Source organism: Bacillus sp. B.PNR1 (genome assembly GCF_030386235.1).
Classification (GTDB): Bacteria; Bacillota; Bacilli; order Bacillales; family Bacillaceae; genus Bacillus; species Bacillus stercoris.
Genome location: NZ_JANYMN010000003.1, coordinates 392,584 through 419,504, shown reverse-complemented (window position 1 = coordinate 419,504; position 26,921 = coordinate 392,584). Strand labels below are relative to the sequence as shown.

Sequence of the window (26,921 nt, the reverse complement as noted above, 5' to 3'; positions counted from 1 at the left end):
ATGTTAGTTTCGCTGAGTTTGTCATCATTATTAACATTATTTTTTATTATGCTTATTGCTTCTGGGATAAGTGGACTTTTGTTTTTACATCCCCGAGTGCCCTTGAGTTTTGTCCGCATTCATATTGGGATTTTGGCTTTACCACTTTTGGTTGCCTTACTGATCCTTGCCAATAGCAGCGTGAGTGGAAACGTTGGCCCTTGGCATTTAGATACCTTAGCTTGTTTAATGACCTTCTTTGTTCTTGCAATTGGATTCGTTATTCAGCGTTTTTCTGTACGTTACTTAATGGGGGATCGATCTTATCGCAAATATTTTGCGCTTTTTACTTTTACAACAGGTGCTGCTTCAATGACGTGGTTAAGTGGCGATCTCCGTTTGATGGTTCTATTTTGGGGAGCAACTCTTGTTGGTTTAACTTTACTGATAAGGTTAAACAGTGCTTGGCAAGTGGCTAGTGAAGCAGCCAAGATTTCTGGCCGGTTATTTTTGTTAAGTTGGTTTTCTTTGTTTTTTGCGATGATGTGGCTTTTTCATGCCACAGGTCAATGGCAGTTATCATTGGTTGTAACAAATGAAAGTTTAGCTGGGCTGGGAGAATGGGAGAGAACAGGGATTCAGCTATTGATTGTACTAGCGGTAATTATTCCTGCAGGTCAATGGCCATTCCAAAGATGGTTAGTTGAGTCTATTGTTGCTCCAACCCCTGTTTCTGCAATTATGCATGCAGGTTTAGTAAATGCAGGAGGAATAATACTAACTCGATTTTCACCTCTATTTCATGGTGGTATCGCTTCGATTATCTTACTTCTGCTTGCTGGCATTTCTGTATTGATTGGAACTGGTATTAGTTTAGTCCAGGTTGATTATAAACGCCAATTAGTAGGCTCCACGATTGGACAAATGGGATTTATGCTCATTCAGTGTGCACTAGGGGCCTATATAGCAGCCATTATTCATCTTATTTTACATGGTTTATTTAAAGCTACGTTGTTTTTACAGGCTGGTTCAGCCGTACAGCGTCATGAAGTATCGACTCGTGTTAAAGAGAGATCATCCTATTTATGGCTCGTGGCTGGTCGTACGTTAGCCTTAGTTATAGGCGTTGCTTTTTGGCTCACTGCTCCTGGAGACGGATATCAATTAATGAGTGCGCTGATCTTAGGGTGGTCATTGTCCGTTTCCTGGACTCAGCTTGTAGCTTTTGGAGAGGGGCGAATTGGCCGAATTGCCGGCTTAATCGTTTTAGGAGGAGCAGCCTTTATATATTTTATCATTCATAACCTTTTCTATGATTGGCTGCATGCAGCCGTTTCTCAAACTGTTCAGCCTCCAATGCCAGCTGTCATCATTGTCGTATGCCTCTTCCTATTTGGCAGTGCTTTAGGTTCGTGGATTGCTCGTCATCGTTCTTCCGTTTTCTTCACGATACTCTATCTTTGGCTAGTTCGGTTAGGTGAAGCAAAACCAAAGTCAGTGGAGAGTCACCCAGACTACCTTAAACAATATTTATCATAAGGAGCTAATCTGAGATGGGCATTACATCCGTATTAACGAAAGAAAATGTAAAAAAGATAGATACAGATATTGATGTTCAAGAAAGGGATCTTAACGTTTTGATTACATCTGCCAGCCGAGTGATTGCGCCACTTTGGCCTATTTCTACATTTGCTGCACGCAATCCGTGGATGGGACTTGAAAACCAGACTTTTGATCAGGTTGCAAGCTGGTTGAAAAATACGCGTGATGTTGATATATACCCAAGTGCGTCTATGATCCGTTCAGCAAAGAATAAAGGTGAGATTGATGAAGTTTTTGTGGAAATGGGGCTGCAGCGTTGGCTTGATTCACATTCCTTTCACATCCCACGGGACGTGGCAGAACGGTTTTGTCATGCGGGATTACAATTAGATCCATTACCTTCCGACCTTTTATCATCACACGAGCTGGAGAAATTAGTAAGTGGATGTAGAGGATTGGATCCTATCGATAATGTTTTTATGGAACCACTAAGTTCGTATATAGAGAATCAAGATGGTGAAAGGTTAGTCACTATACTAGATCATCATGTCATTAAGTGGAGTAAATTATATCTTGATGACTCTCAAGCCGGTTGGACAATGCCCAATCGTGAGGAAGGCTTCTATCGTGCCTGGCAGCAGCTCATACAATATGATCCAGCACTTAGCAAAAAGCAGCGTGAAAGGTTAAAAGGTTTGCCGCAAGAGGCGCATTTGGCTTTACAAGAAGCCTTATTCGCACTAGGAATCCCTGAATCAGAAATCCAGGCTTATCTTGAAGCTCACTTACTTTCCTTACCTGGATGGGCAGGGATGATGCTTTGGCGCTCCCAACAATCGAGCCATGAACATGCACTCTTAACAGAATATTTAGCGGTTCGATTATCCATGGAGTGGGCTCTGATAAAGCCATATTTGCCTTTGACTAATGAACGAGCTGAGAAAAAAATTTCGATTGCTCCCCTTATAGCAGCTTGGATTCATTGGGGTGGGCTTACATTAGAGGAATGGTCACAGATGTCGGCCAGTGAACAAAATGAATATTTATCATTTGCCTACAGCTTTGATGAGAAACTGCACAGGAAACTTTGGTTAGAAGCTTGGGAACAAACTTACACTGATCGATTGAGCCAGAAGATCATCTCGAAACAACGTGAAACCGGTAAAAAATCTGCATTAGCTCAATTAGCATTCTGCATTGATGTACGATCAGAACCTTTTCGCCGTCATCTAGAAAAACAAGGTCCGTTTGAAACGATTGGCATCGCAGGTTTCTTCGGGGTGCCGATTGCAACTTGTGAACTTGGCAGTAAACACAGTCATGCCTCCTTGCCGATCATACAAAAACCGCAAAATAAAATAAAAGAGCTCGCGGATGAGGATGTATTCAACAAATACAATCAACGGAAGCAAGCAGTTCATTCGTTAAGCTATACATTTAAAACGATGAAACAGAATGTGCTTTCAAGCTTACTTCTGCCTGAGCTAAGCGGACCTTGGCTTACTCTGCAAATGGCAGCACGTAGCTTTGTGCCAAGAAAAGCGGGTCGTTTCATTCGTAATCTCCGTGAGGCTTGGCTGCGCAAACCTGATACAAAACTCTCGCTTCATCATGATGCTACAGAGGCGGAAATACCTGTGGGTTTTACTGATGAAGAAAAAGTGAACTATGCTCGCCAAGCGTTAAAAATGATGGGGTTAACAGAGAATATCGCACCATTGGTTGTGATATGCGGGCACGGCAGTCAAAGTACCAATAATCCTTATTCCGCAGCACTTGACTGTGGCGCCTGCGGTGGAGCGGCCGGTGGATTCAATGCAAGAGTTTTAGCTGCTTTATGTAATCTTTCAGAGGTGAGAGAAGCACTTTTAACTGAAGGAATTAAAATCCCTGAGGATACGGTGTTTGCAGCAGCTGAACATAATACAACGGTGGATGAATTACATTGGCTTTATGTACCGGAGCTTTCTGAAGCTGCACAAGAAGCATTTGAGCAAATTGAAGCTGTTATGCCGAAAGTGAGACATCATGTAAATGCAGAACGTCTAGCCCAATTACCGAATTTCCAATCGGAATTTAAAAATCCGAAGGCTGAGGCACACCGATTTGCGGAGGATTGGAGTGAGATACGTCCGGAATGGGGGCTGGCTCGTAATGCTGCTTTTATTATCGGCCAACGTGAATTAACCCAGGATTGTGATTTGGAAGGAAGAGCCTTTCTCCATAATTATGATTGGAAGCAGGATGAAAGCGGCGAAATCCTAGCAAATATTATTGCAGGGCCTGGAACCGTGGCCCAATGGATTAATTTACAATATTACGCATCAACGGTAGCACCTCATTATTATGGCAGCGGAAATAAAGCAACTCAAACCGTTACAGCAGGTCTCGGAGTTATGCAGGGGAATGCAAGTGACTTGTTAGCCGGACTGCCTTGGCAATCCGTCATGAAATCAGATCACGAAGCCTATCATTCTCCGCTTCGTTTGTTGATACTCATTCAAGCACCTAAAGAATATGTAGAACGGTTATTAAACAATGACTCAGCATTTATGCAAAAAGTTCAAAATGGATGGGTCCGACTGGCTAGTATTGATCCAGAAGGATGTTGGGAAAGCTGGTAATTATGAATCTAAACATTTATTAAATGGATTTGTTACTCAATACTAAACATAAGGAAGAGGTGTGCTATATGAATGGAAATCAAAATAAAAAAGTATTATTTTTGACGGACATTGAAAACGGCTTGGAGTCTATTTTACAAGAAGTGACTAACACTCCTGCAGAAAGTATGTTGACTATACAAAGCTATGGTGCCAGTATTTCACATCCTTATGGAGAAATCATGAGGTCTGTTATTTTTGCGATTTTCCAGGAAGATGTTGAGGAGATTTTTGTAGTAGGAACAAAAGATAAGAAAACTTCCACAGGTCATAGACTTACTCAACTTGAAGCAATGAAAGATAAAATACAAACATTGGATTATCTCTTTCAGAATTGCAAACCTGAATTTTTAGGTGGTACGGTCGATGAATGGCTACATGAAAATAGCAGTGACACCATTGAAAAAAGTGTTGATATCATTCGTCATCATCCATTAGTGCCGTCATATGTTAAAGTTCGAGGTTTAATCATTAATCAAGAGGATGGAACATCATCAATGGTGGAGGTTCCTGCTATGAAAACAGGTCAAACCTCACCTGATCATTGCTTGTCATGATGAAATGGAAGAACTTCTATACACCTATATATGAAAAAACAGCTTTAAGGAGAAGGTATGGACTCTAATTTAACTGATTTTGTCACGAAAACAATAGAGGACATGAACTCGTTTGATCGTGAAAATATGGAATGTATGAAAAAAGTAATAAGAAAAGCAATTGATTTTTATCATCTACAATCTTATGAAGAAGTTGAGGAAACCCATTTAGGAAGCATTCGATTTTTGCATATACACTCTATGATGGAGGAAAATATGTTATCCAAAATGATAGTGGTCACAAGAAACGGTAATACTGATTTGGATATTGAAGGTGTATATGAAGGACATGTTGTAAGAGAATATTAATGAGACGAAATCACAAATAGAATATGCCAATTTTTTTGCTCAGGAGATGTATGATATATGAAAAAATCGAAAGGTTCTATTGAATCAGAGATCAGTAAGTCCATTACTCAATGGGAGAAAGATTATCTTGGGCGCGGGTCTGTATCTGTTAAAACTGATATACTCCGGGATATGGTCATCGTCAATTTAAAAGGGATTTTAACACCAGCTGAATATGTAGTGTGTGGATCAAAAGAGGGTATGTTATCTATTAAACAAACTCGCTCGGAGTTAGTCGAATCAGGTATAGAAGGTCTTAAGGATATTATCCTAAAAATCACCGGAGAAAAAGTGATAAGTTTTTTTACTGATTTAAGCTCCCGGACAGGTGAACGAGTAATGGTATTTAAATTATGTAATGATCTAGAGAAAAATCTTTAATATAAATGTTTGATAATCCCTGGTATTCAAGCCAGGGAGAGGGCATTCAAAATATTACCTGCCGCTTCTTTTGCTTTACAGTTATGTCATCATTACTATTTTTAATTCATAACCCACGAGCGGACTTGTTATTCCTGCTGAAAGATCTAACATCCGCTTTTGTTACGAGCGGATGTTTTTTCACATCTAATTAAAATGCATGAATTTGATGCTGGTGATTAGTCAATGCCAAATTCATTATAAACATCCAAAATACCCGAACCCAAACATCTGTGAAACGTAAGCCTCTAGCGAATAGTGTTGTTTACTCCCTTAGCCAAAATCAAAATGTTTTATTGATTTAAATTAGAAGCTTTGCTTCGGTTAACAAAGTCACCGCCGAGTTCCCCCAAGAATAACATGATAATGAGACCCATTCGAAAGTGTAGGGTTTTTGATATGCTGTCTTCAGTTTCATTCCTCGAAAAAAGCTGAGTACCAAAAAACGAATTGACATATCGAAATATAACGATATAATAATTGGTATGGAGCCAATTGAAGTATTCAAAGCTTTATCAAATGAATCAAGGCTGCAAATTTTACAATGGCTGAAGGAGCCCGATCGTCATTTTGCACCCCATGAAGGGATTGATATGAACACAATCGGGGTATGTGTCAGTCAAATAACAGACAAATTGAAAATGACGCAATCGACAGCTTCTCAATATCTTACCATCCTTTTAAGAGCCGGCTTGATTAAGGCGGAGCGTATTGGAAAGTACACATATTACAAAAGAGATGAAGAAGCCATTGGGAAACTTGCTGACTTTCTTAAAACAGAGATATAAAAATAAACATCAAAAGATGTTTATTTTTACACTATACATATCGACATATTACGATGTGTTTATTTTTTATAATAACATATCGATATATCGTGATATGTTTATTAACAATTAAGGAGTGAATGCTTTATGTCTAATACTTGGAAAATTTATATTTTAGCCATTGTCAGCTTTTTAGTTGGAACCTCAGAATACATCATTTCGGGAATTTTGGATCAAATTGCTCATACTCTCGGGATCACTATAGCTGCCGCGGGCCAGCTTATTACCATTTTCTCACTTGTGTATGCTCTTTCTACACCCGTACTTATGGCGTTGACAGCAAGTATGGATAGACGCAAATTGATGATGTATGCCCTCGGTTTGTTTGTGTTCGGTAATGTCCTGGCTTTTGTACTGCCTGGTTATGGATGGTTTATTGCAGCGCGGATCATTATGGCGATGGGAGCAGGTGTGGTTGTTGTTACCGCTTTAACCATTGCCGCTAAGATTGCATCGGAAGGAAAGCAGGGCAGTGCCATCGCTACTGTCGTGATGGGATTTACCGCTTCTTTAATCATAGGTGTTCCGCTTGGAAGAATGATAGCAGTTGCACTAGGCTGGAAGTCTGTATTTGGAGCCATTGCTTTGTTGGGATTGATCGCAATCGCCGTTATTTTCTTTACTCTCCCGCATACTAAAGGTGATAAGCCTGTGCCTTTGCTTCAACAGCTTGCTCTTTTCAAAAAACGGAAAGTGGCTATGGGGTTATCAATCACTTTCTTCTGGCTCGGGGGATATTCTGTTGCTTACACTTATTTGTCACCGTATCTCTTGAACATCTCAGGTATAAACGGCAAGCTGCTTAGCGGTGTTTTGCTTATATTTGGAATTTCCAGTTTGGTTGGGTCGAAGTTTGGGGGATATAGCACCGACAAATGGGGAGTGCCCTTTACACTTGTTGGCGGGATGACATTGCATATCGTCACACTGATTCTGCTGTCACTTGTTACTCATTCCTATATCGGCGTGTTGGTGATTCTCATATTATGGTCGTTTGCCGCATGGTCTACCGGTCCGACACAGCAATTTCACTTGGCTACAATAGAACCGGAAATGTCAGGTGTTTTGCTCAGCATGAATCAGTCCATGATGCAACTCGCCATGGCAGTCGGCGCAGGAATAGGAGGGGTTTTTGTAGAAAACGTATCATTGGCCTCGATTACCTGGGTTGGTGCGTTAGGGGTTATGATTGCCATTATTGCATCATTGATGATTTTCAATTCGCAACCGAAACAAGCGCTAAAAGATATTAATCAATAATTTCGAAAGATCTAACATCCGCTCGTTATACAAGCGGGTGTTTTTTTATAAGCCCAAGTAGAAGGCACACTGAAGCTGAAAGAGATTTTTGCCGACGGAGATCTGAGGTACAGCAATTTATAATATACTAGGAATGGAAATAACGATATGGCGGAAGGATTCTAATGCTTCTCGCCTGTAATCACTACTTTGAGGATGTGTCATCGTGAATCAAAAGACGTACATTGAAATGAGCAGGACATCGCAGTACATCAACAAATTGAGAGAGTTTTCAGTGTTAATTGATGGGGCTGAGATGGGAAATATCAAAGATGGAGGGAGGCTGCGAATTGATGTGCCGCCTGGTGAGCATGTTATTCAAGTGAAGATTGCTTGGTGTACAAGCCCAACTTTGAGGTTTACTTTAACGGAAGGGGAAGTGTTGAAGTTTAGATGCGGAAGTCCGCTTCGAGGATGGAAGTTGCTTTTGGCTCTTTTTTCTGTTTTGGGCCGTCCTGAAAATCATCTGTTTATCGAGCAGGAAGAAGAGAAAAAGGCTTTGTGGTGACTTTATGTTACTACATGGATAAAATATCGCTGAATTCTGTTTTGTGAAAGTTTAATTGACATAAGAAAGAATGGCAGCCTTCTCAATATCGTGCTCCTTAGAGCAGGCTGCCAATAAGGAATTCTCGTTTGCCAATTTTCATAATTTCATTGAGAAACTAAATACTCCTTAATCAATTGCCACCTGTCACGAGCATTCATGATGAACTCCGATGCAATGGCTACAACCAGGTTTTTCTCTGGAACACAGCAAATCACTTCCCGCCATCGCCTAGTGCTGAGTATGAAAAAACACTGTCCTCATCACGAAGCCACCATAGATAACCATAGTTATTGGCGTTCATCTTTGTTGATTGGTCAATCCATGATTCAGGAAGTGATCTGTTGGTTGTTCCAAGTACCATGATTCAAAATAAAGATAACCAAACCTAACCATATCCCGCGGAGTCATCGTAAGCCCCCATCCTCCGGTTGAGTTGCCGTCCGGGTCATTCTCCCAACCTCTCACATGTTTACCGAATAGATCGTCAAAGCCGAATGATTTCATTTCATAATGCGGAATTTCTTTCATGCCGATCGGTTTAAATAAGTACTCGTTGGCAAATTCGCGGGCGCTTTTGTCTGTGGTGCGGGTGATGATGGCTGACAGCAGGTGTACGCCTGCGGTGGAGTATTTAAATGTGCCGATTTTTCCTTCTTGATCCAGCATACCGAGCGTATAGGCGATCCAATCTGGCTGCATGCACATCTTATCGAGCGGTTCTTGCAGTCTTCAAATGGATAGGGAGCTGTCATTGTGAGAAGGTGGTGTCTTGTTTTTGTTTATTAGGAGTATTCGACACATTCTGGGAAAGAAGCAGTGTTTTCCGAATAAATCCAGCTCCAAGAAACCAAATCTAATAAATGGATCTATAAAAACGTTAAAATCAAAAGAACTAATATATATAGGCTAACGAAAGAGATATATTATTTTTTGAAAAATAGTTTTGATTGCTTATAGCTTAACAATTTAACTATTTGATGAGTATTAAGTGAAAACAATCCAAAAAAGTCCCTAACCTAAATTTTAAATAATTATAATTAGATACGGTTAGAGAAAAATAAGTTAAATATTTGAAAAAAATGTTGAAAAAAGGCATAAAAAATGATATTATTACCTATATAAGTCATTAATTTCTTAAGGAGGAACGAAAATGAAGAAAAAATTTGCTGCATTTCTACTATTAACAATAGTAGCGATAAGCACGATAATTCCTGTCACAGTATCTGCTGGAAGCGGGGAAAAGTGGAACTATGGTTATGACAAAAAGAAAATGCAGGATTACAATGATTACTACCATTGGCTTTATCGTCACAATTCGTCAATAACAAAAAAAGGTATAAATTATCCAGGTCGTATTGCACAACCTAAATATTGGTCCAAATTAAGACTTGATTATACTGGTCCTTATAAAGTTTCGTACCACAAACACGTTTACAAATAGAAAATTTTTCGAAAGGGATTTATATTATAATATATAAGTCCCTTTTGTATTAAGATAAATAAGGAGAAAATATGATTGAAATAAAAAATATGAACAAATCTTTCAATGAAAGAAAAATTTTTGAAAACTTAAATTTGGTTATTGAACCTGGAGAATTTATTGGAATTATAGGAAAGAGTGGAAAGGGAAAAACTACACTGCTAAATATAATTGGCACGTTAGAAAAAGCAGATAGTGGTTCTATAAAAATATTAGATAGGGATATTAATAGAAAAAAAAATAAAAGATATTTACTTAGACATCACCTAGGATTTATATTTCAAAACTATGCATTAATTGATAATGCATCTGTGAATGAGAATCTAGAAATCGCACTTAAACATAAGAAGATGAATAGACAACAAAAAAGAAATGCTATGTCTTCTGCATTAAAAGAAGTGGGTTTAGATAACTATGGTAAAGAAAAAGTTCATACTTTAAGTGGTGGGGAACAACAACGCGTTGCCATTGCAAGGCTGCTGCTTAAAAATCCTACTTTGATTTTAGCTGATGAACCTACGGGATCATTGGATACTGAAAACAGAGATATTATAATATCTCTTTTTCAAAAACTACATAAACAAGAGAAGACAATCATTATGGTAACTCACGATAAAGAACTAATAAAAATTTTTTCAAGAACTCTACAATTATAAAGGGGGAATAGATTGTGAAAAAATTATTATTCCTTCTCGTTATTACTACCTTTATAGTTGTAAGTTTCCTATCGATAAAGCAATTTGAATATTTACAGTTTCAATCTTTTAATCATAATAATGTTCATGATTCATGGAATGTTGTTATAGATGAAGGGAATTCTAAAATCGGTAAAAAAGATAATTTTAAAATGTTAGAACAAATAGCATTTGAATCTAAAGTTAATTTGCAACGCATATCATATGAAAATGATAATAATAAAGATAAAGTAGTGTATTATGTTGTTCTCTATAATGCACCAGAATATTTTAAAGATCTAAAACTAAGATATGGGGAATTTTTGAAAAGTAATAGTAGTTCTAATGATTTTCTATCTACTGTTCAAACAAAGAATAAGCATCAGATAGGAACATTAGAGATATTTCATAGTTTTGAACCTATTGAAATTAGGCCAATGATTGCTGCGGAAAAAACAAAAGATATTAAAGGTACCTATACTGTAATAGGTGAAAAACATGCTGAAAATTTTAAGAAAATCGCATTACAGCATGGTTTTTCAATTAAGTTATCCAAAAATGAAGATTCACAAAGTGTGAGTACACCATATCCTTATCAGGAAATGATGTATATAAGCTCATTGATTTTATGCTTATTAATAATGCTTACAATATTATATGATTTAAGTAATAACTATAAAGAAATTGCTGTTAGGTATATGTTAGGATGTAATTTATTTCATATAGGAATATATCTATTCAGAAAATATATTCCTATCATTATAAGTTCCTTGCTTGTTGGAAGTTTAGGTTTAATATTATATTTATATTGGTATAATCACTATCAACAATTCATTGAATTCGCATATTTTTTATCGAAAAACATTGCTCTGTTATCAATAGTACTTACAATCATTTTATTAATAATATGGTTTAGTACTGTAAGTATCAATATCCCACAAATGATTAAAAATAAAAAACCAGTAAGAATGTTTTTTTATTTAAATATTATTGTGCGGTTTGTATTAGCAGTTTTTCTATTATTAGGTTTAGAGCAGGGAATTAGCAAACTTCAAGTGTTAAAAAGCACGGTTTCGAATCAAGAAAAATGGTCTTTGTTAAAACATTATTCTTATTTAGGGATGATAGCTTCACCAGAGCAAAAACAAGAAACTCTTAATTTTCAAAAAGATAAAGAAGAGCGAAAAAAAATTCAACTTTTCTATAAAAAACTAGAATCCCAAGGGGCGTTTTTTATATATCCTTCGGACTATTATTCGAATGATTCACAAATTACATCTCAAGACATAAATCCATGGGGAGAAGAGGGAAGAAAAGTAGAAATAAATAAGAATTATTTATCGGTTAATATGATAAAAGATGTACATGGAAAAGATGTGGGGATACCTTCCTCTAATAAAGATGTAATAAATGTGTTAGTACCAATAAAATTTAAAATGTATAAAGAAGATATTGAAAGATCATTAGCAGAAGATTATAAAGGTATATACGATATAAAAAGCGCCGCTCCTGTAAAAGTAGATATTATCTATGTTCAGAATAACCAATCTTATTTTACGTTTTCTGCAAATTCAGCTCAAAACAGTAACTATAAGATTGTAGATCCGATTGCAGTAATAGTTAATGATAAATTTGACCCATTAATACTAGCTAATAATATTTCTATGGGGTATGGTTTTTATACCAAGATTAGTGAAGGTAAAGATCCTTTCAAAATAATAAAAAGAACATTAGAGGAATATGAATTAAACAACATTTGGAGTCCTGTATCTATTGCTTATTCAAATGTCGAATTAAAGATAGCCAATGATAAAGAAGCATTGCAGTTAACGGCTATATATTGTGGGGTATTTCTTTTGTTAGCTGTAGTATTATTGATTTTTTCGGCAGTTTATTACTTAGAAATGAACAAAAAGCTATTATCAATACAATGGATATTTGGTTATAGCTTTTTTGAGAAGCATAGTTTGGTCTATCTTTCGGTATTGGTTTTCTGGAGTCTGACTTTTATGGTTAGCTTTTATGTATCTGGAAATATTACGTTATTGGGTGGAATTTCCTTATGGTTGGCGATTTTAGACATATTATTAACAAGTATATTATTGATTATGAGAGAATATAATGTTACTAAACAAGTCTTAATTAAAGAGTGAATAATACAAATGGGGGGGAAATATTTTTGAAAAGAAAAATAAAATTTCTTACGATTTGTTTAGCGTTTGCATTATTATGTCTAATTATTGCTGCCTATTCCTTCTCAACGAATAAACCGGATAATGAAAATAATATTAACAAAAATCAAGTTGGAAAAACACAAAAACAAGATAGTTCATATTCAGATAATATGGTATCTGATCAAGATAATAAATACTATGTCATCTATATAAAACAGAAGAATGGAACAGGCTCATCATTTGTGCCTGAAAAGCTTAACCCTGGTTTTAAAAATGACTCTGATGATTTTAACATAAGTATTTCCTTTGATGATAAAGGGAACGTAATTAATAATGATAAGGTAATTGAAGTGGAAGACTTCTCACTATCAAATTCTAATAAGAAAAAAATTAGAAAAATAGTTGGTGCAAATAAATATGATGCAGCTTTGAAAGAGGTTGAAGATCGAGTGTTAGAGACTAAGAAAGAATTAGAAGAAAGTTCTAATAGTTAGTAAATATACAATTAGCAGTATTGACCGCTGTACATAAGAGGCGGTCTTTTTGCTTAGAATTGAATATTTGCAAGGTTTATTAGAAATTTATTTTCATATTGTATCTTTCCGTATCACATGAAAGGAGCACTATGAGAGTTGTACTGATCTATAGTTTACCTTCTAGACTGAGAATAAAAAAGAGCCGGATAACCGGCTCGGTATAAGTTAAAACTGCTTTGTTACGTCGTATTCATAATCTATTTTTGCTTTAACATTGCTCATCGTCGATCTGGCAGTCGCTAATGTATTATATTTAAAACTCCATACCTTTGCCACACTGAGTTGATCCGACAAAGAGATATCATAAGACCCTGAAGTCGAGCTGTTTACAAGGGCACGGCGCCATTCGTTATTTTCGCTTGTCATGATCAGATGGCGTGTATTTCCTTGGCTTGGTGTTTGAGTGGCGGTTGTTTGCACTCTGGTTACAATGGCATCACGCGGTATCCCGGATTGGTTTGTTAAATCAGCCTTGATCACGCTGGAGTCAGAACCTGAGGGGCTAAGGCTTGTATTTCCTTTATTTTCAGCAATGCCGCTGAATTGGAATGTTCCGCTGCCTGATTTGATTCGGTCTTCAATTGAAAGCGTAAAGTACATGTTTCCGGTATAGGTGCCTCGTGACACCTTCACATAGAAGGTATCCGTCGTGTTTTGGGCGTCTGCATTTGCATAAATAAAAGAGGAGAACGTATTGGGGTTAATGACTTCTGTGCCTTGAGAAACAGGTATTCTGTTCTTATCGTAAATTTCAATTTTCATCCCTGTATACGCGCTCTGGTATGTACTCCTCACGTATACCTTTTCTCCCTTATTAGCCGTAAAAGTGAAATAGGCTTCATCTTGACCAGCTTCCAGTATCGTTGTATCGATATTTTTATATTTCCAATAACCGATAGGCATTGCGGTATCAAATGAATTGTTTCCTGTGATCGCAGTGACCCCGGCAGCTGATGCCGAATACGTAAAGGTGAATAAGACAGACAGCATGATAGCAAATGGAATAAGCCATTTTTTCGCCATGTAAACAACCTCCTTTTATTTCCATCATACATAATAACTGTATGGGTGTAAATAAATGTTTTTAGAGGTTAATATATACATAACCATTGCCGATAAAAAAGAATAAGAGAGAATACTCGGGAGGGAATTCAATGCGTCTGAATCGGCAATTTATCCGCACTCAGCTGATGGCACAGAATATATTAAGCAAGAATGCGCCTGCCAAACGAGAGAATTTGACTGAAAGTACAGCGGCAGTTCTGGAAAAGGCATACAGCAGGCTTGAGCCGCGATCTTCAAGTGTGGGAATCGATCAGTTCAACTATTCTAAAACCAGCGTGTCGGGAAACAGTGGGACGTTCAGCAAAGTGTATCAATCAGCGAATGACCGAACAGTGACAGATACAGGGAAAGAAACAGTGATCGAATCCAATAACCCCTATGACTCTGAGAGTGATATCAGAATCAAAATACTAGATGAAAAATACAGCAGGATGAATGCCATAAACAAAGCAAAGTCTGATCCCTTAGGCTATATTAAGGATAAGTATCAAAATTCAAAGTCTCCTTATTTCAGAAGTGATCTGTCTGCCGCAGAAAGACAGGCTGCTTACGATAATGAAACAGAATGGCTATTCAAAGGCAAAGCCCAAAACTATAACCTCCAGGATGCTGCGTTTCGCAATGTTACATTTAATGGGGAAGTGGAAGCTGAGAATGAAAAGGTGTATCAGCGGAGCCAGGTGAACCAGCAGCTGCAAGTGCTTTTGAATCGGAACCATATTCACATTCCAGAGGGGACGGAGCTGACGTTTACGATTACGCCGATTGACTATCAGGTGCGTGTGAGCGGGACAGACGATCAGGATCTGATCAAGCAAATTGAGCAAGTACTGCAATCTGGAGACAACAGCAAAGAACTATTTTTACACATCATGAAAAGCCAAAGCAGTGATTCAACACAATTTTCCGAAGAGGCCTATAAAAAGTATCAGGCAGCTCGTGAGATGTACGAAGTCACAGGCTACCATTTGAAGGATTTAGAAGTGATTGACGGGCGGTATGTAACGCCTGATGGACGTGACTTGTTAGACGTCTATAAAGAAGAGCTTGAAAAAGATCCTGTGCAAAAAGAGACGGCCTCTTATGCTATATCTCACTATCGTTCAGAGCTTAGTGAAATTGCGGAAGCTGGGTATGATGCCATTCCGGATTTCATCCTATCAATTGATTACAGCAATGGATCTCTGAGAGATGTGGGACAAAGCAAGAGCTATGGAACCGGAGATACCGGGTGGCTTGAAGCATTAAAGCGTCAAACGGGCGTAAATTATTAGGTAAGCTGTTCATGTAGAACAGCTTATTTTTTATGAAAATCTAAAAATTATAATTTTAATATTCAAATAATTTTATTATTTTTATATAGAAGATTTTAAATGAAGTGAATGATTCAGAACTTAGCACAAAGGTGTTTACCTGAAAAAAACAATTGTATTTTCCAGAGAAATTTATTATGATGAAATAAGTAATTTAGGAGATTATATAACAATTTTGAGTTTGAATTTTCTGATTGTTATTACTGAGTGATGTGAGGGCAAGCAGATCTGCTGTTTTCTCATTTGTGAGTATTTTTGTGAGGAGGAGGAAGAGGAGTGGCAAATAAAGAATTAAAGAGGGGCCTGGGCGCGCGTCATATTCAGATGATCGCCTTGGGCGGCACGATCGGTGTTGGCTTGTTTATGGGGTCTGCCAGCACAATTTCATGGACTGGCCCATCTGTCCTTCTGGCTTATGCAATATGCGGAATTTTTATCTTTTTTATTATGCGTGCGATGGGTGAAATGCTGTATGTCGAGCCGAGCACAGGTTCTTTTGCGACATTCGGCCATCAATATATTCATCCGATGGCAGGTTATATAACAGCATGGAGCAACTGGTTCCAATGGATTATCGTCGGCATGTCAGAAATCATCGCTGTCGGTACTTATATGAAGTATTGGTTCCCGGACTTGCCTGCTTGGATACCTGGTATCGTGGCAATGGTGATTCTTGGCGCAGCGAATTTAATTTCTGTTAAGTCGTTTGGTGAATTTGAATTTTGGTTTGCGATGATTAAAATCGTGACGATTATCTTGATGATTATTGCGGGGATCGGAATTATTTTCTTCGGTTTTGGCAACGGCGGAGATGCTATCGGATTGTCGAACCTGTGGTCTCACGGGGGCTTCTTTGCAGGAGGTTTCTCAGGTTTCTTCTTTGCACTGTCGCTTGTCATTGCGGCTTATCAAGGAGTTGAGCTGATCGGGATTACAGCGGGTGAAGCGAAGGACCCGCAAAACACGCTAAGAAACGCGATTCAAAGTATTATCTGGCGTATTTTGATTTTCTACATTGGCGCTATTTTTGTGATTGTGACGGTGTATCCTTGGGATGAACTCAATTCACTCGGAAGTCCGTTCGTGTCAACGTTCTCGAAAATCGGAATCACGGCAGCGGCCGGCATTATTAACTTTGTCGTGATTACAGCGGCAATGTCGGGCTGTAACAGCGGCATTTTCAGTGCGGGCCGCATGCTGTATACACTGGGTGTAAATGGACAAGCACCGAAGTTTTTTACGAAAATTTCACGCAACGGTGTGCCGCTGTATGGCACAATTGCGGTGCTGATCGGTTTGGCTGTCGGTGTTGTACTGAACTATATCGCGCCGCCGAAGATCTTTGTCTATGTATACAGCGCAAGCGTGCTTCCTGGGATGATTCCTTGGTTTATCATTTTGATCAGCCATATCGGATTCAGAAAAGCGAAGGGCGCCGCATTAGATAAACATCCATTCAAAATGCCATTTGCCCCTTTTACAAACTATTTGACGATTGCTTTCTTGCTGATGGTTCTGGTCGGCATGTGGTTTAACGATGATACTCGTATCTCTCTGATTGTAGGCGTGATTTTCTTAGCGCTTGTGGTCATTAGTTATTATGTGTTTGGGATAGGCAAACGCACACAAGCCAATTTGACCAAAAGCCAACAAGTAGCTGAATAACGATAAAAAAGAGACATTTACGGATGTCTCTTTTTTTATTTTTCGCGTATGGATTTTCCCTGTTTTAGCAAGCTATAGGGTAAAGATAGCAGAAGGAAAGGTGTTCATAAAATGGATGTTACACTCGGTTATTTGCGTGAATCACTTTCGAATCATCTTGAAAATGAAGTCTGCCAGCGGATTTGCAAGAAAATGCTGGCGAAGCGGTATGCGAATGAAGAGGAATTTGTAAAAGACTTAGATGATAATGAAATGTCTTTTTTGAACCGTGTATTAGAAAAGGAAATTAAGTATGCGCAGAATGAACAGGATCAAAAGCGGGCTAAGGAATTAAATGAGGTGTATGAATTACTGCTTTGAGAAAGGCGGGAAAAAGGAATGGGAGCAATTGAACGAAGCGGATATACTTTTCAGCCGGAGTTTAGCGTTGTCCGTCAAAACGGAGCCATCCATGTGTACCATCAAGGAGAATTTGTGGAAGAAATCGAATTTGAATTTAATGGAGAATATCCTGATCATGATTTGATTGAAGAGCTTGTGAATCATTATTGTTTTGAGCATGAGATTTAGAGCCCTGCTATGCAGGGCTCTTTCATTTATGATGTGATCAAGCCATACTTTTTCAGGATATTCACGGTGATGTTTTTGGCTTTTGTGCCGGAATCATCGACATTGGTGACAAAGACATAAGAGCCATGCTCAGTTTTGATGAATCCAACAAACCAGCCTAATCCCATATCGGTCAGGCGGGTTCCGGTTTTCCCGTAAAGCGTGTAATGATCGCCTTCCTCTTGAATCATCATGCGCTTGACGGTTTTCATCACCGGTTTGTCAAATGGAAGCTCCTCTTTAAATAACTTCTTCAAAAAGGCTTCCTGTTCCAGCGGCGAAATTGTCAGAGAGCTTTGCAGCCAAAACTGATCGATTCCCCCGCTGATATCCTCGTTGCCGTAAGATAGTGTATGAAGCCATGTTTTCATTCTTTCCTCGCCGATATCCCGTGCTAATGCTTGATAATACCAGATTGCGGATTCGCGCATGGCCGAGCCAAGCGTATGGTCGCGGTTCCATGATTCGAATTCACGCTTGACCCCGTCCCATCGTTTAACATCGTATTCATCGCGTACAGCTTTGACCTGCAAACCGATTAAGGCATTTACGACCTTAAAGGTGGACTGCGGAGTTTGTCGTTGATTTGCCCGTTCTCTGTTGTAGACAAATGTCTGATCCTTTTGCAAATCGTGGAGAATGAAGGTTCCATCCGTATCCTTGAATTCATCATCGACATTCATTCTGCTGACATTCAAGTGTTTTTCATGAGCAGATGATGCTGCGTGCACGGAAAAACCACCGATCCCTGCAATACTCAGCACAAGCACAACATATATCCATTTCTTCATTTTGTTCTCCCCTTTGTTTTGATTAACTACCTTTTCTCTCTTTCGTTTGTTCTTCCTTTAAAAAATAATCAAAAAGCGCTTAAATTTGGATTTGCAAACAAATACTGTTACTGGGTTTATATTCGGAAGATAACGTGAAAATAGAGGGTAAAAAGGAAGGCAGGGTAAGCGGATGAATGAGCAGATTCCACATGACAAAAGTCTCGATAACAGCCTGACACTGCTGAAGGAAGGGTATTTATTTATTAAAAACAGAACAGAGCGCTACAATTCAGATTTGTTTCAGGCCCGTTTGTTGGGAAAAAACTTTATTTGCATGACTGGCGCTGAGGCGGCGAAGGTGTTTTATGATACGGATCGATTCCAGCGGCAGAACGCTTTGCCGAAGCGGGTGCAGAAATCGCTGTTTGGTGTCAATGCGATTCAGGGAATGGATGGCAGCGCGCATATCCATCGGAAGATGCTTTTTCTGTCATTGATGACACCGCCGCATCAAAAACGTTTGGCTGAGTTGATGACAGAGGAGTGGAAAGCAGCAGTCACAAGATGGGAGAAGGCAGATCAGGTTGTGTTATTTGAAGAAGCCAAAGAAATCCTGTGCCGGGTAGCCTGCTATTGGGCAGGTGTTCCGTTGAAGGAAACGGAAGTCAAAGAGAGAGCGGATGACTTCATTGACATGGTCGATGCGTTCGGTGCTGTGGGACCGCGGCATTGGAAGGGAAGAAGAGCAAGGCCGCGTGCGGAAGAGTGGGTTGAAGTCATGATTGAAGATGTGCGTGCCGGCTTGCTCAAAACACCTGCCGGAACAGCGCTGCATGAAATGGCGTTTCACAAACAAGAAGATGGAAGCGAGTTGGATTCCCGGATGGCATCCATTGAGCTGATTAATGTACTGCGGCCTATTGTGGCCATTTCTTACTTTCTTGTGTTTTCAGCCTTGGCGCTTCATGAGCATCCGAAGTATAAGGAATGGCTGCGGGCTGGAAGCAGCCGGGAAAGAGAAATGTTTGTGCAGGAGGTCCGCAGATATTATCCGTTCGGCCCGTTTTTAGGTGCGCTTGTCAAAAAGGACTTTGTATGGAATAACTGTGAGTTTAAGAAGGGAACATCGGTATTACTTGATGTATATGGAACGAATCACGATCCTCGTCTATGGGATCATCCCGATGAATTCCGGCCGGAACGATTTGCGGAGAGGGAGGAAAATCCGTTTGATTTGATTCCTCAAGGCGGGGGGCACGCCGAGAAAGGCCATCGCTGTCCAGGGGAAGGCATTACAATTGAAGTCATGAAAGCGAGCCTGGATTTTCTCGTCAATCAGATTGAATACGACGTTCCGGAACAATCACTGCACTACAGTCTCGCCAGAATGCCGTCATTGCCTGAAAGCGGCTTTATCATGAGCGGAATCAGGCAGAAAAGGTAAATCAAAAGCTCTCTTCCTTATCGAAGAGAGCTTTTTTGATTACTTCTTTTTTTCATCGTAGTATTGGACGGGATACATGGAGCCTTCTGATACCATTTTGTTGTCCTCGATATCTTGCGGGTCCGGGTGGCCGGCTTTATCGACTGGGAACGTTTCCATGTCTGGCTGTTTTGTTATTTTCATCTTCATGCTGTGAATGAATTCTCTTGCTTTTTGGCGATTTGACGGGTCTTTTAATAGATAAGAAGTGATGCCGACAGTTGAAACAGCGAGACCTGAAAGTAACAGTTTTTGTTTCATGGTGATACTCCTTTCTATTTTAAGAGTAGTGTTTCCTGTATCATTCCCGTTTTGGTTATAGCTAAACCTATTAAGTTTTTATCATTCGCATTTTCAGTAAATTCCATTTTTGAAAAACTAGTGACTTCATTCCTGTATTGGAAGGTAATATACATTGATTTATTATTATTTTAGTCAAAATTCGATAAATATTGACAAGGTCAAGTAATCAGAATAATAATATAACTAGCAAGAGAATGCCATCATACATGAAAGGTGTTTACGATATGAATCAATTGCATCGAAGAATGGGAACGTTTTCCCTCATGATGGTCGGGCTCGGGTCGATGATTGGCTCAGGCTGGCTGTTCGGGGCGTGGCGTGCGGCCCAAATAGCAGGACCAGCTGCTATTATTTCATGGATTATTGGAATGGTCGTCATTTTATTTATTGCTCTTTCTTATAGTGAATTAGGATCTATGTTCCCTGAAGCCGGGGGAATGGTAAAATATACGCAATATTCACACGGTTCGTTTATCGGTTTTATCGCAGGCTGGGCCAACTGGATTGCGATTGTGTCAGTTATTCCGGTTGAAGCTGTTGCCTCTGTTCAATATATGAGCTCTTGGCCTTGGGAATGGGCAAAATGGACAAGCGGTTTGGTGAAGAATGGAACACTGACTGGGGAGGGACTGGCATTTGCCTCTGTATTGCTTCTCATTTATTTCCTGCTGAACTACTGGACAGTCAATCTATTTTCTAAAGCGAATTCATTCATTACAATTTTTAAAATTATTATTCCGGGCCTGACGATTGGAGCTTTGCTGTTTGTCGGATTCCACGGAGAAAACTTTACTGACGGTCAAAGCGTTGCGCCGAATGGCTGGGCGAGTGTGCTGACAGCGGTGGCCACTTCCGGTATCGTTTTTGCGTTTAATGGTTTCCAAAGCCCGATTAATATGGCGGGGGAAGCAAAAAATCCGGGAAAATCAATTCCGATTGCAGTTGTCGGCTCTCTTTTCGTAGCAACAGTCATTTATGTCCTGCTGCAGATCGCCTTTATCGGAGCGGTGAATCCTTCTGATATTGCTCACGGCTGGAGCCACCTGAACTTTAATTCTCCTTTTGCTGATTTGGCGATCGCGCTAAATATTAACTGGCTTGTGATCGTGTTATATGCGGATGCATTTGTATCACCTTCTGGAACTGGGATTACGTATACGGCGACAACGTCCCGAATGATTTACGGAATGGAAAAAAACAAATATATGCCGAGTATATTCGGGAAGCTTCACCCGATTTACGGTGTGCCGAGACAAGCCATGTTCTTTAACTTGATTGTTTCGTTCATCTTTTTATTCCTGTTCAGAGGGTGGGGCGTGTTAGCGGAAATTATTTCTGTTGCTACGTTAATTTCTTATATCACCGGCCCGGTTACAGTGATGACATTGAGACGGACGGGGAAAGACCTGTACAGGCCTCTTCGTTTAAAAGGCTTAAACGTGATTGCGCCGCTTGGATTTATCTTTGCGTCGCTGGTGCTGTATTGGGCCCGCTGGCCGTTAACAGGACAGGTGCTGTTTATTATCCTGATCGGTCTGCCGATTTACTTCTATTATCAGGCGAAGGCGAAATGGAAAGGTTTTGGCCGAAACTTTAAAGCAGGCGTCTGGATGGTGTTTTATCTGCTGGCCATGATGGTCATTTCTTATTTGGGCAGTGATAAATTCGGCGGCCTGAATGTCATTCATTATGGCTGGGATATGGTTCTGATTGCGATGGTATCACTTGTATTCTATGTGTGGGCGCTGAAGAGCGGCTACCAGACAGAATACTTAAAGGATGCGAAAGAGATAAATTCTCAGCTGCTTAATGGACAGTCAGAAGCTGCTGCAGGAAAAGAATAAATGAAAAACCTTGCGCGGAGGGCGCAAGGTTTTTTTGTTGATTTGGTCCATATCGAAATGTTACACCATTGTAAATTCAATTTGGGTTTTAAAGGCCCATTGTTAAGTTAGTGTAAATTTGTTAGAAGATTCATTTACATTCATATGAACTTGAAACATAATCATAGGGAGTTTTGCTGATATATGTCGAGACAGAGGTGAAAGCGTTGACGATTGATATCCAAACATTACTGTTCGAATTCTTTGGGGGTCTCGGTATTTTCCTAATTGGAATTAAGTTCATGGGAGAGGGACTTCAGAAATCGGCTGGGGATAGATTGAGAAATATATTAGACCGTTTTACAAGCAATCCGCTGATGGGCGTATTGGCGGGCATCATTGTGACGGTTTTGATTCAAAGCAGCTCGGGAACGACGGTAATTACCGTCGGGCTTGTCAGTGCGGGCTTTATGACGCTTCGTCAGGCCATTGGCGTTATTATGGGAGCCAATATTGGAACAACGGTTACCGCGTTTATTATCGGGATTGACATAGGGGCTTATGCATTGCCGATTATTGCTGTCGGCGGATTTTTACTGTTTTTCTTTAAGCATAAACATGTGCAAAATGCCGGCCAGATTGTGTTTGGGTTTGGGGCTCTGTTTTATGGGCTGGAGTTAATGAGCGGCGGCATGAAACCGCTCCGTTCACTTGAGGCATTTCATGATTTAACTGTCAGTATGAGCTCTAATCCGTTACTAGGTGCTGTCATTGGGACTTTGTTTACGGTTCTTGTGCAAAGCTCCAGCGCCACGATCGGCATCTTGCAAGGTTTATTCTCAGATGGGCTGATTGATATTAACGGTGCGCTGCCAGTGTTATTCGGTGATAATATCGGGACGACGATCACCGCGGTTCTTGCATCTTTAGGTGCATCTGTTGCGGCGAGACGTGCTGCTGCTACTCATGTGCTGTTTAACCTAATCGGGACAGCAATTTTCCTGATTTTTCTTAAGCCGTTTACAGCATTGATTTTGTCACTTCAGGCTTCGATGGGGCTTGATCCGAAAATGACAATTGCATTCGCACATGGAATCTTTAATACGACCAATACGATTATACAGCTTCCTTTTGTCGGGATATTGGCTTTGATCGTAACAAAACTGATTCCGGGCAAGGATTCAATGGTCGAATACAAGTCGCATCTTGATCCGATTTTTATTGAACAATCACCATCTATTGCTCTCGGACAGGCAAAAGAAGAAGTGATCCAAATGGGGAATTTTGCGGTGCAGGGGCTGGAAGTCACAAAGCAGTTTTTGGTAGCAAAACAGCCAAAATATGCGGCCAATGCTTATCAGATAGAGGATGCGGTTAACAATCTCGACCGGAAAATTACCGATTATTTGATCGAACTTTCTTCAAGTTCTCTCTCAGAGCACGAGTCTGAGGAGCATCATATGTTGATGGATACGGTCAGAGACATTGAAAGAATCGGAGATCACTTCGAAAATGTGATTGAATTGATAGAATACCAGCAGGCGCATCGTGTGGTTATAACTGAATCTGCCATGACGGATTTAACTGAAATGATGGATTTGACGATTTCTACTGTGAAGGCGTCCATTGAAGCTTTGCACCACAATGATGCAAAGATAGCTGAACAAGTCATTGAAAAAGAAGATGACATTGACAAAATGGAACGGAAGCTTCGCAAAAAGCATATTATCCGTTTGAATGAAGGGCTGTGTACTGGACAAGCGGGCATCGTCTTTGTTGATATGATCAGCAACCTAGAGCGTATCGGCGATCATGCGGTCAATATTGCTGAAGCTGTTATTGGTGAAAATTGATAAGGAAAAAGCATAGAATCCTAGGATTCTATGCTTTTTTGTAGTCTTTTTTCACCTTCTGGAAGACATCAGCGTAATTTGTGAACACCCCTGTCACGCCCCAATCAAGCAGGCGGCGCATATCTGCTTCTGTATTGACTGTGTAAGGGTGCAGCAGGAGGCCGTGGCTGCGGATCATACGGACGTTTTCTTGATTCAAAGCTTTATAATCCGGGCCTGCACCAACAGCGTATGATTTGATTTCTTCCAGTTCAGCATCTGTCATTGTCGCCATTTGTTTGGCTTCCAGCAATTGAACGGTCGGCAGTTTTGGCTGTAATTGATGGACTTTTAACAGGCTTTCTTTGCTGAACGATTGAATGATCACCTGGCCGGGCTTAGAATGTTTGCCTAGTAATTTATGTTTCTGTAAGGAAGCGATCAGTTTTTCTTCCATACCAGGGTAGGTGTCAGGCGATTTTGTTTCAATGTAGTAGTTCGCGTGCTTTCCGAAACGGTCTAATACTTCTTCTAATGTAGGAACTTTAAGGCCGGCGTACTGCGGCTTCGCTTTTTCCGGATAAGCTTCATTAAACCAAGAACCGGCGTCCAGCTTCTTAATGTCTGCGAGCGTATGGTCTTTCACCCAGCCCGTTCCGTTTGTGGTACGGTCCAGTTTTTCGTCGTGCATGACAATCAATTTCCCGTCTTTTGTCATTTGCAGATCCAATTCAATATAATCTGCTTTCATTTTTTGAGCGGTTTCGTAAGACAGAATCGTGTGCTCAGGCACATATCCAGAAGCCCCTCTATGCGCAACAGTCAGGATACGGTCAGGCGACAGCAGGTTTCCTTTTGACGCTGCCGACACTGGTGTTACCATAAATGAGAGTAAGCCTAGCGACAGAACAACCAAGGCAAGTATTCTATTTTTTCTCATGATTTCTCCTCCTTATTGATAAAGACTACCTGTCTTTCATATTAAAAAACGGATGTAAACGGCGTGTTGGAAAATGATTAATCTTTTATGTGGCTTTTTTAAACGTGCTCTGCCCGTTTGCCTGTATTCCATGTCAAAGCTAAGAAGACGATAGCAAGAATGCAGGAAGAGATCAGCATGATAAAGCCGCCGTTCCAATCAAACCGGTCAACGACAAAGCCCATAATGGCGTTTGCGAAAGCAGATCCGCCGATGTATCCGAAAAATCCGGTCAAACCGGCTGCAGTTCCGGCTGCTTTTTTCGGTGCTAGGTCAATCGCTTGCAGGCCGATCAGCATAACAGGTCCGTAGATTAAGAAGCCAATGCTGATCAAGGCGATATTGTCTACGAGCGGGTTGCCGGCCGGATTCAGCCAGTACACCAATACGGCAATGAAAACACCCGCCATAAACAAAACGCCTGCCGGTGCCCGGCGGCTTTTGAAGAATCGGTCACTGATCCAGCCGCACAAAATGGTTCCCGGTATGCCGGCATATTCGTAAAGAAAATAGGACCAGCGCGAGTCTTCAGGAGAAAAGCCTTTGGCTTCTGTTAAGTAAGTAGGCGCCCAGTCAACCACGCCGTATCGCACGAAATAGACAAATACATTGGCAAACGCGATATACCAAAGAAATTTGTTATTCAGCACATATTGAAAAAGGATTTCTTTTGTTGTTAATTCCTTTTCCTGATTTTTAAAAGCGTGTTTTGGATAGTCATTCCGATACTCTTCAATTGGCGGGAGTCCGCAAGATTGAGGCGTATCACGAACCAATAAAACAATTAAAAATGAAATGATAATGGCAATGATGGCAGGGAAGAAAAACACGCTTTTCCAAGTGACGAACATCGCGATGCCAAGAGTGACAAGCGGAGCAAGAATACCGCCGCCTATGTTATGTGCGACATTCCAGATCGACATTTTTGTGCCGCGTTCACTTATAGAAAACCAATGGGCCATTGTCCTGCCGCATGGCGGCCAGCCCATTCCTTGAAACCATCCGTTGATAAACATAAAAATAAACATGATGGTGACGCTCGAAGTCACCCACGGCATTGAAACGAATAGAATATTGACGATTGCTGATAAAAATAGGCCTGTTGCGAGAAAATATCGCGGATTACAGCGGTCAGACACCATTCCCATGATGAATTTGCTGAAGCCGTACGCAATGGACACAGCGGCCAGCACCAAACCTAGTTCTGTTTTGGAAAATCCCTGTTCCTGCAGATAAGGAATGGCAAAGGCAAAGTTTTTCCGCAGCAGGTAGTAGCCTGCGTAGCCAATGAAAATACCAATGAATACTTGCAGCCTGAGCCGTTTATAAGCCGCATCCATCTTTGAATCATCCAGTCTCTCAATGTGAGGAGCCGGTTTAAATATATGAAGCATCAAAAATTATCCCCCTTTGCTGTTTGTGCTGGATGTATGCGTGCCTCCTTTCTGAAAAACAAAAAGAGCCAGAAAACACCCCTTGTCAAAAGGGGTTGGATTCCTGGCTCTCCTCATCTCCATCCAAGCTATTAACTTATTATGATAGCGCTTTCTTAAGTTATCATAGTCTAGAGTGAATGTAAACGGGTAATTTCAAATTGGGTATTGAGAAAGTAAATATAATCCTTTTACTAAATGGAGTTATGTTTTTTTACTGGCAGCATAAAAATCTTGAGGGAGGCTGTTGCAGGTGGATGAATTAGATATCGCATTCGGTATTTTACCGTTAGGAATTATGCTGTTGTCGATTGTCGGGACTTGTATTTGTAAAAACGCGTATCTGATGCCAATGCTTAGTTTGGTGATTTCTCTAGTGCTCACCTTTACCATTTTTAATGAATCATTTTTGGGGTGGGTTGTAGTCTATAGCTTGATTTCCCTGGCTTTATCCTATATCACATTGATTGTGATAAGGAAAAAGAAAGAATCAGGAAAATAAAAATCCTCACTTTCTAACAGATTGTTGACTAAGGCAACTATATGTGATTATAA

Annotated in this window: 25 protein-coding genes and 1 pseudogene; 20 read left to right on the top strand and 6 right to left on the bottom strand. The window is 40.0% G+C overall.

All coding sequences use genetic code 11. The annotated features are described in order from the left end of the window. From NZD81_RS18770 to NZD81_RS18735, 8 genes are all read left to right on the top strand, one after another. Entirely contained in the window at positions 1-1,518 is a 1,518-nt protein-coding gene (locus NZD81_RS18770) for an NADH dehydrogenase subunit 5 (RefSeq protein WP_040084349.1), read from the top strand. A 14-nt stretch (positions 1,519-1,532) separates the two neighbouring features. After that, positions 1,533-4,145: a DUF2309 domain-containing protein gene (locus NZD81_RS18765; protein ID WP_282373924.1), complete on the top strand. Its 2,613-nt coding sequence runs from the start codon at positions 1,533-1,535 to the stop codon at positions 4,143-4,145. A gap of 68 nt (positions 4,146-4,213) precedes the next feature. Further along, positions 4,214-4,741, top strand: a complete 528-nt coding sequence (locus NZD81_RS18760) for a carbonic anhydrase (protein ID WP_282373925.1) — start codon at positions 4,214-4,216, stop codon at positions 4,739-4,741. Positions 4,742-4,798: 57 nt separating this feature from the next. Further along, positions 4,799-5,089, top strand: coding sequence for a DUF6407 family protein (locus tag NZD81_RS18755; protein ID WP_014662580.1), 291 nt, complete (start codon positions 4,799-4,801; stop codon positions 5,087-5,089). 57 nt (positions 5,090-5,146) lie between these two features. Further along, positions 5,147-5,509, top strand: coding sequence for a Na-translocating system protein MpsC family protein (locus NZD81_RS18750; RefSeq protein WP_014662581.1), 363 nt, complete (start codon positions 5,147-5,149; stop codon positions 5,507-5,509). 524 nt (positions 5,510-6,033) lie between these two features. Beyond that, positions 6,034-6,336, top strand: coding sequence for an ArsR/SmtB family transcription factor (locus tag NZD81_RS18745; protein ID WP_003234907.1), 303 nt, complete (start codon positions 6,034-6,036; stop codon positions 6,334-6,336). Positions 6,337-6,462: 126 nt separating this feature from the next. Beyond that, on the top strand, positions 6,463-7,635 hold the full coding sequence (locus NZD81_RS18740) for an MFS transporter (protein ID WP_282373926.1): 1,173 nt from the start codon (positions 6,463-6,465) through the stop codon (positions 7,633-7,635). A gap of 205 nt (positions 7,636-7,840) precedes the next feature. After that, positions 7,841-8,182, top strand: a complete 342-nt coding sequence (locus tag NZD81_RS18735; protein ID WP_014662584.1) for a hypothetical protein — start codon at positions 7,841-7,843, stop codon at positions 8,180-8,182. A 146-nt stretch (positions 8,183-8,328) separates the two neighbouring features. Here the strand turns inward: NZD81_RS18735 and NZD81_RS18730 are convergent. Further along, positions 8,329-8,997: pseudogene (locus NZD81_RS18730) on the bottom strand (serine hydrolase domain-containing protein); the annotation flags it as partial. A 377-nt stretch (positions 8,998-9,374) separates the two neighbouring features. On the opposite strand from NZD81_RS18730, the gene NZD81_RS18725 reads away from it, so the two are divergent. The 4 genes from NZD81_RS18725 (at position 9,375) to NZD81_RS18710 (ending at position 13,046) form a co-directional block, all read left to right on the top strand. Beyond that, positions 9,375-9,665, top strand: coding sequence for a lactococcin 972 family bacteriocin (locus NZD81_RS18725; protein WP_282373927.1), 291 nt, complete (start codon positions 9,375-9,377; stop codon positions 9,663-9,665). 71 nt (positions 9,666-9,736) lie between these two features. After that, entirely contained in the window at positions 9,737-10,360 is a 624-nt protein-coding gene (locus NZD81_RS18720; RefSeq protein ID WP_282373928.1) for an ABC transporter ATP-binding protein, read from the top strand. 14 nt (positions 10,361-10,374) lie between these two features. Next, positions 10,375-12,531, top strand: coding sequence for a DUF1430 domain-containing protein (locus NZD81_RS18715; protein ID WP_282373929.1), 2,157 nt, complete (start codon positions 10,375-10,377; stop codon positions 12,529-12,531). Between the two features lie 26 nt (positions 12,532-12,557). Beyond that, the gene (locus tag NZD81_RS18710) at positions 12,558-13,046 is read left to right on the top strand and encodes a hypothetical protein (protein WP_282373930.1); all 489 of its coding nucleotides are present in this window, start codon (positions 12,558-12,560) and stop codon (positions 13,044-13,046) included. 207 nt (positions 13,047-13,253) lie between these two features. Here the strand turns inward: NZD81_RS18710 and NZD81_RS18705 are convergent, their stop codons facing one another. Continuing rightward, positions 13,254-14,111 (bottom strand): hypothetical protein, encoded by an 858-nt coding sequence (locus tag NZD81_RS18705; RefSeq protein ID WP_103031472.1) that lies wholly within the window; start codon positions 14,109-14,111, stop codon positions 13,254-13,256. A 131-nt stretch (positions 14,112-14,242) separates the two neighbouring features. On the opposite strand from NZD81_RS18705, the gene NZD81_RS18700 reads away from it, so the two are divergent. The 4 genes from NZD81_RS18700 to NZD81_RS18685 all read left to right on the top strand — a co-directional run bounded on the left by NZD81_RS18700 (position 14,243) and on the right by NZD81_RS18685 (position 17,701). Further along, positions 14,243-15,427 (top strand): DUF4885 domain-containing protein, encoded by a 1,185-nt coding sequence (locus NZD81_RS18700; protein ID WP_069148868.1) that lies wholly within the window; start codon positions 14,243-14,245, stop codon positions 15,425-15,427. A 315-nt stretch (positions 15,428-15,742) separates the two neighbouring features. Continuing rightward, positions 15,743-17,131, top strand: a complete 1,389-nt coding sequence (locus NZD81_RS18695) for an amino acid permease (protein WP_282373931.1) — start codon at positions 15,743-15,745, stop codon at positions 17,129-17,131. A gap of 111 nt (positions 17,132-17,242) precedes the next feature. Further along, complete coding sequence (gene csgA, locus NZD81_RS18690) at positions 17,243-17,491, top strand: sigma-G-dependent sporulation-specific acid-soluble spore protein CsgA (protein ID WP_069148869.1); 249 nt, start codon at positions 17,243-17,245, stop codon at positions 17,489-17,491. Between the two features lie 18 nt (positions 17,492-17,509). Continuing rightward, positions 17,510-17,701: a DUF5370 family protein gene (locus NZD81_RS18685; RefSeq protein ID WP_003234886.1), complete on the top strand. Its 192-nt coding sequence runs from the start codon at positions 17,510-17,512 to the stop codon at positions 17,699-17,701. A gap of 26 nt (positions 17,702-17,727) precedes the next feature. Here NZD81_RS18685 and blaOXA read toward each other — a convergent pair whose 3' ends face one another. Beyond that, positions 17,728-18,531: a class D beta-lactamase gene (blaOXA, locus tag NZD81_RS18680; RefSeq protein ID WP_069839745.1), complete on the bottom strand. Its 804-nt coding sequence runs from the start codon at positions 18,529-18,531 to the stop codon at positions 17,728-17,730. A gap of 172 nt (positions 18,532-18,703) precedes the next feature. On the opposite strand from blaOXA, the gene cypC reads away from it, so the two are divergent. Beyond that, a complete protein-coding gene (gene cypC / locus NZD81_RS18675) occupies positions 18,704-19,957 on the top strand; it encodes a CYP152 family fatty-acid peroxygenase CypC (RefSeq protein WP_282373932.1) in 1,254 nt (417 codons plus the stop codon). Between the two features lie 39 nt (positions 19,958-19,996). Here the strand turns inward: cypC and NZD81_RS18670 are convergent, their stop codons facing one another. Continuing rightward, positions 19,997-20,257, bottom strand: a complete 261-nt coding sequence (locus tag NZD81_RS18670) for a hypothetical protein (protein WP_003234883.1) — start codon at positions 20,255-20,257, stop codon at positions 19,997-19,999. 266 nt (positions 20,258-20,523) lie between these two features. Between NZD81_RS18670 and NZD81_RS18665 the strand changes: the two genes are divergently transcribed. Continuing rightward, a complete protein-coding gene (locus NZD81_RS18665) occupies positions 20,524-22,143 on the top strand; it encodes a glutamate/serine transporter AimA (protein ID WP_040084326.1) in 1,620 nt (539 codons plus the stop codon). Positions 22,144-22,349: 206 nt separating this feature from the next. Next, a complete protein-coding gene (locus NZD81_RS18660; RefSeq protein WP_172640167.1) occupies positions 22,350-23,975 on the top strand; it encodes a Na/Pi cotransporter family protein in 1,626 nt (541 codons plus the stop codon). A gap of 28 nt (positions 23,976-24,003) precedes the next feature. On the opposite strand, the gene NZD81_RS18655 is transcribed toward NZD81_RS18660, so the two are convergent. Both NZD81_RS18655 and glpT read right to left on the bottom strand, forming a co-directional pair. Then, positions 24,004-24,894, bottom strand: coding sequence for a glycerophosphodiester phosphodiesterase (locus NZD81_RS18655; protein ID WP_289861039.1), 891 nt, complete (start codon positions 24,892-24,894; stop codon positions 24,004-24,006). Positions 24,895-24,992: 98 nt separating this feature from the next. Then, complete coding sequence (gene glpT / locus NZD81_RS18650) at positions 24,993-26,327, bottom strand: glycerol-3-phosphate transporter (RefSeq protein WP_040084398.1); 1,335 nt, start codon at positions 26,325-26,327, stop codon at positions 24,993-24,995. 292 nt (positions 26,328-26,619) lie between these two features. Between glpT and NZD81_RS18645 the strand changes: the two genes are divergently transcribed. Beyond that, complete coding sequence (locus NZD81_RS18645; protein ID WP_014662601.1) at positions 26,620-26,868, top strand: YbeF family protein; 249 nt, start codon at positions 26,620-26,622, stop codon at positions 26,866-26,868. Positions 26,869-26,921 lie beyond the last annotated feature (53 nt).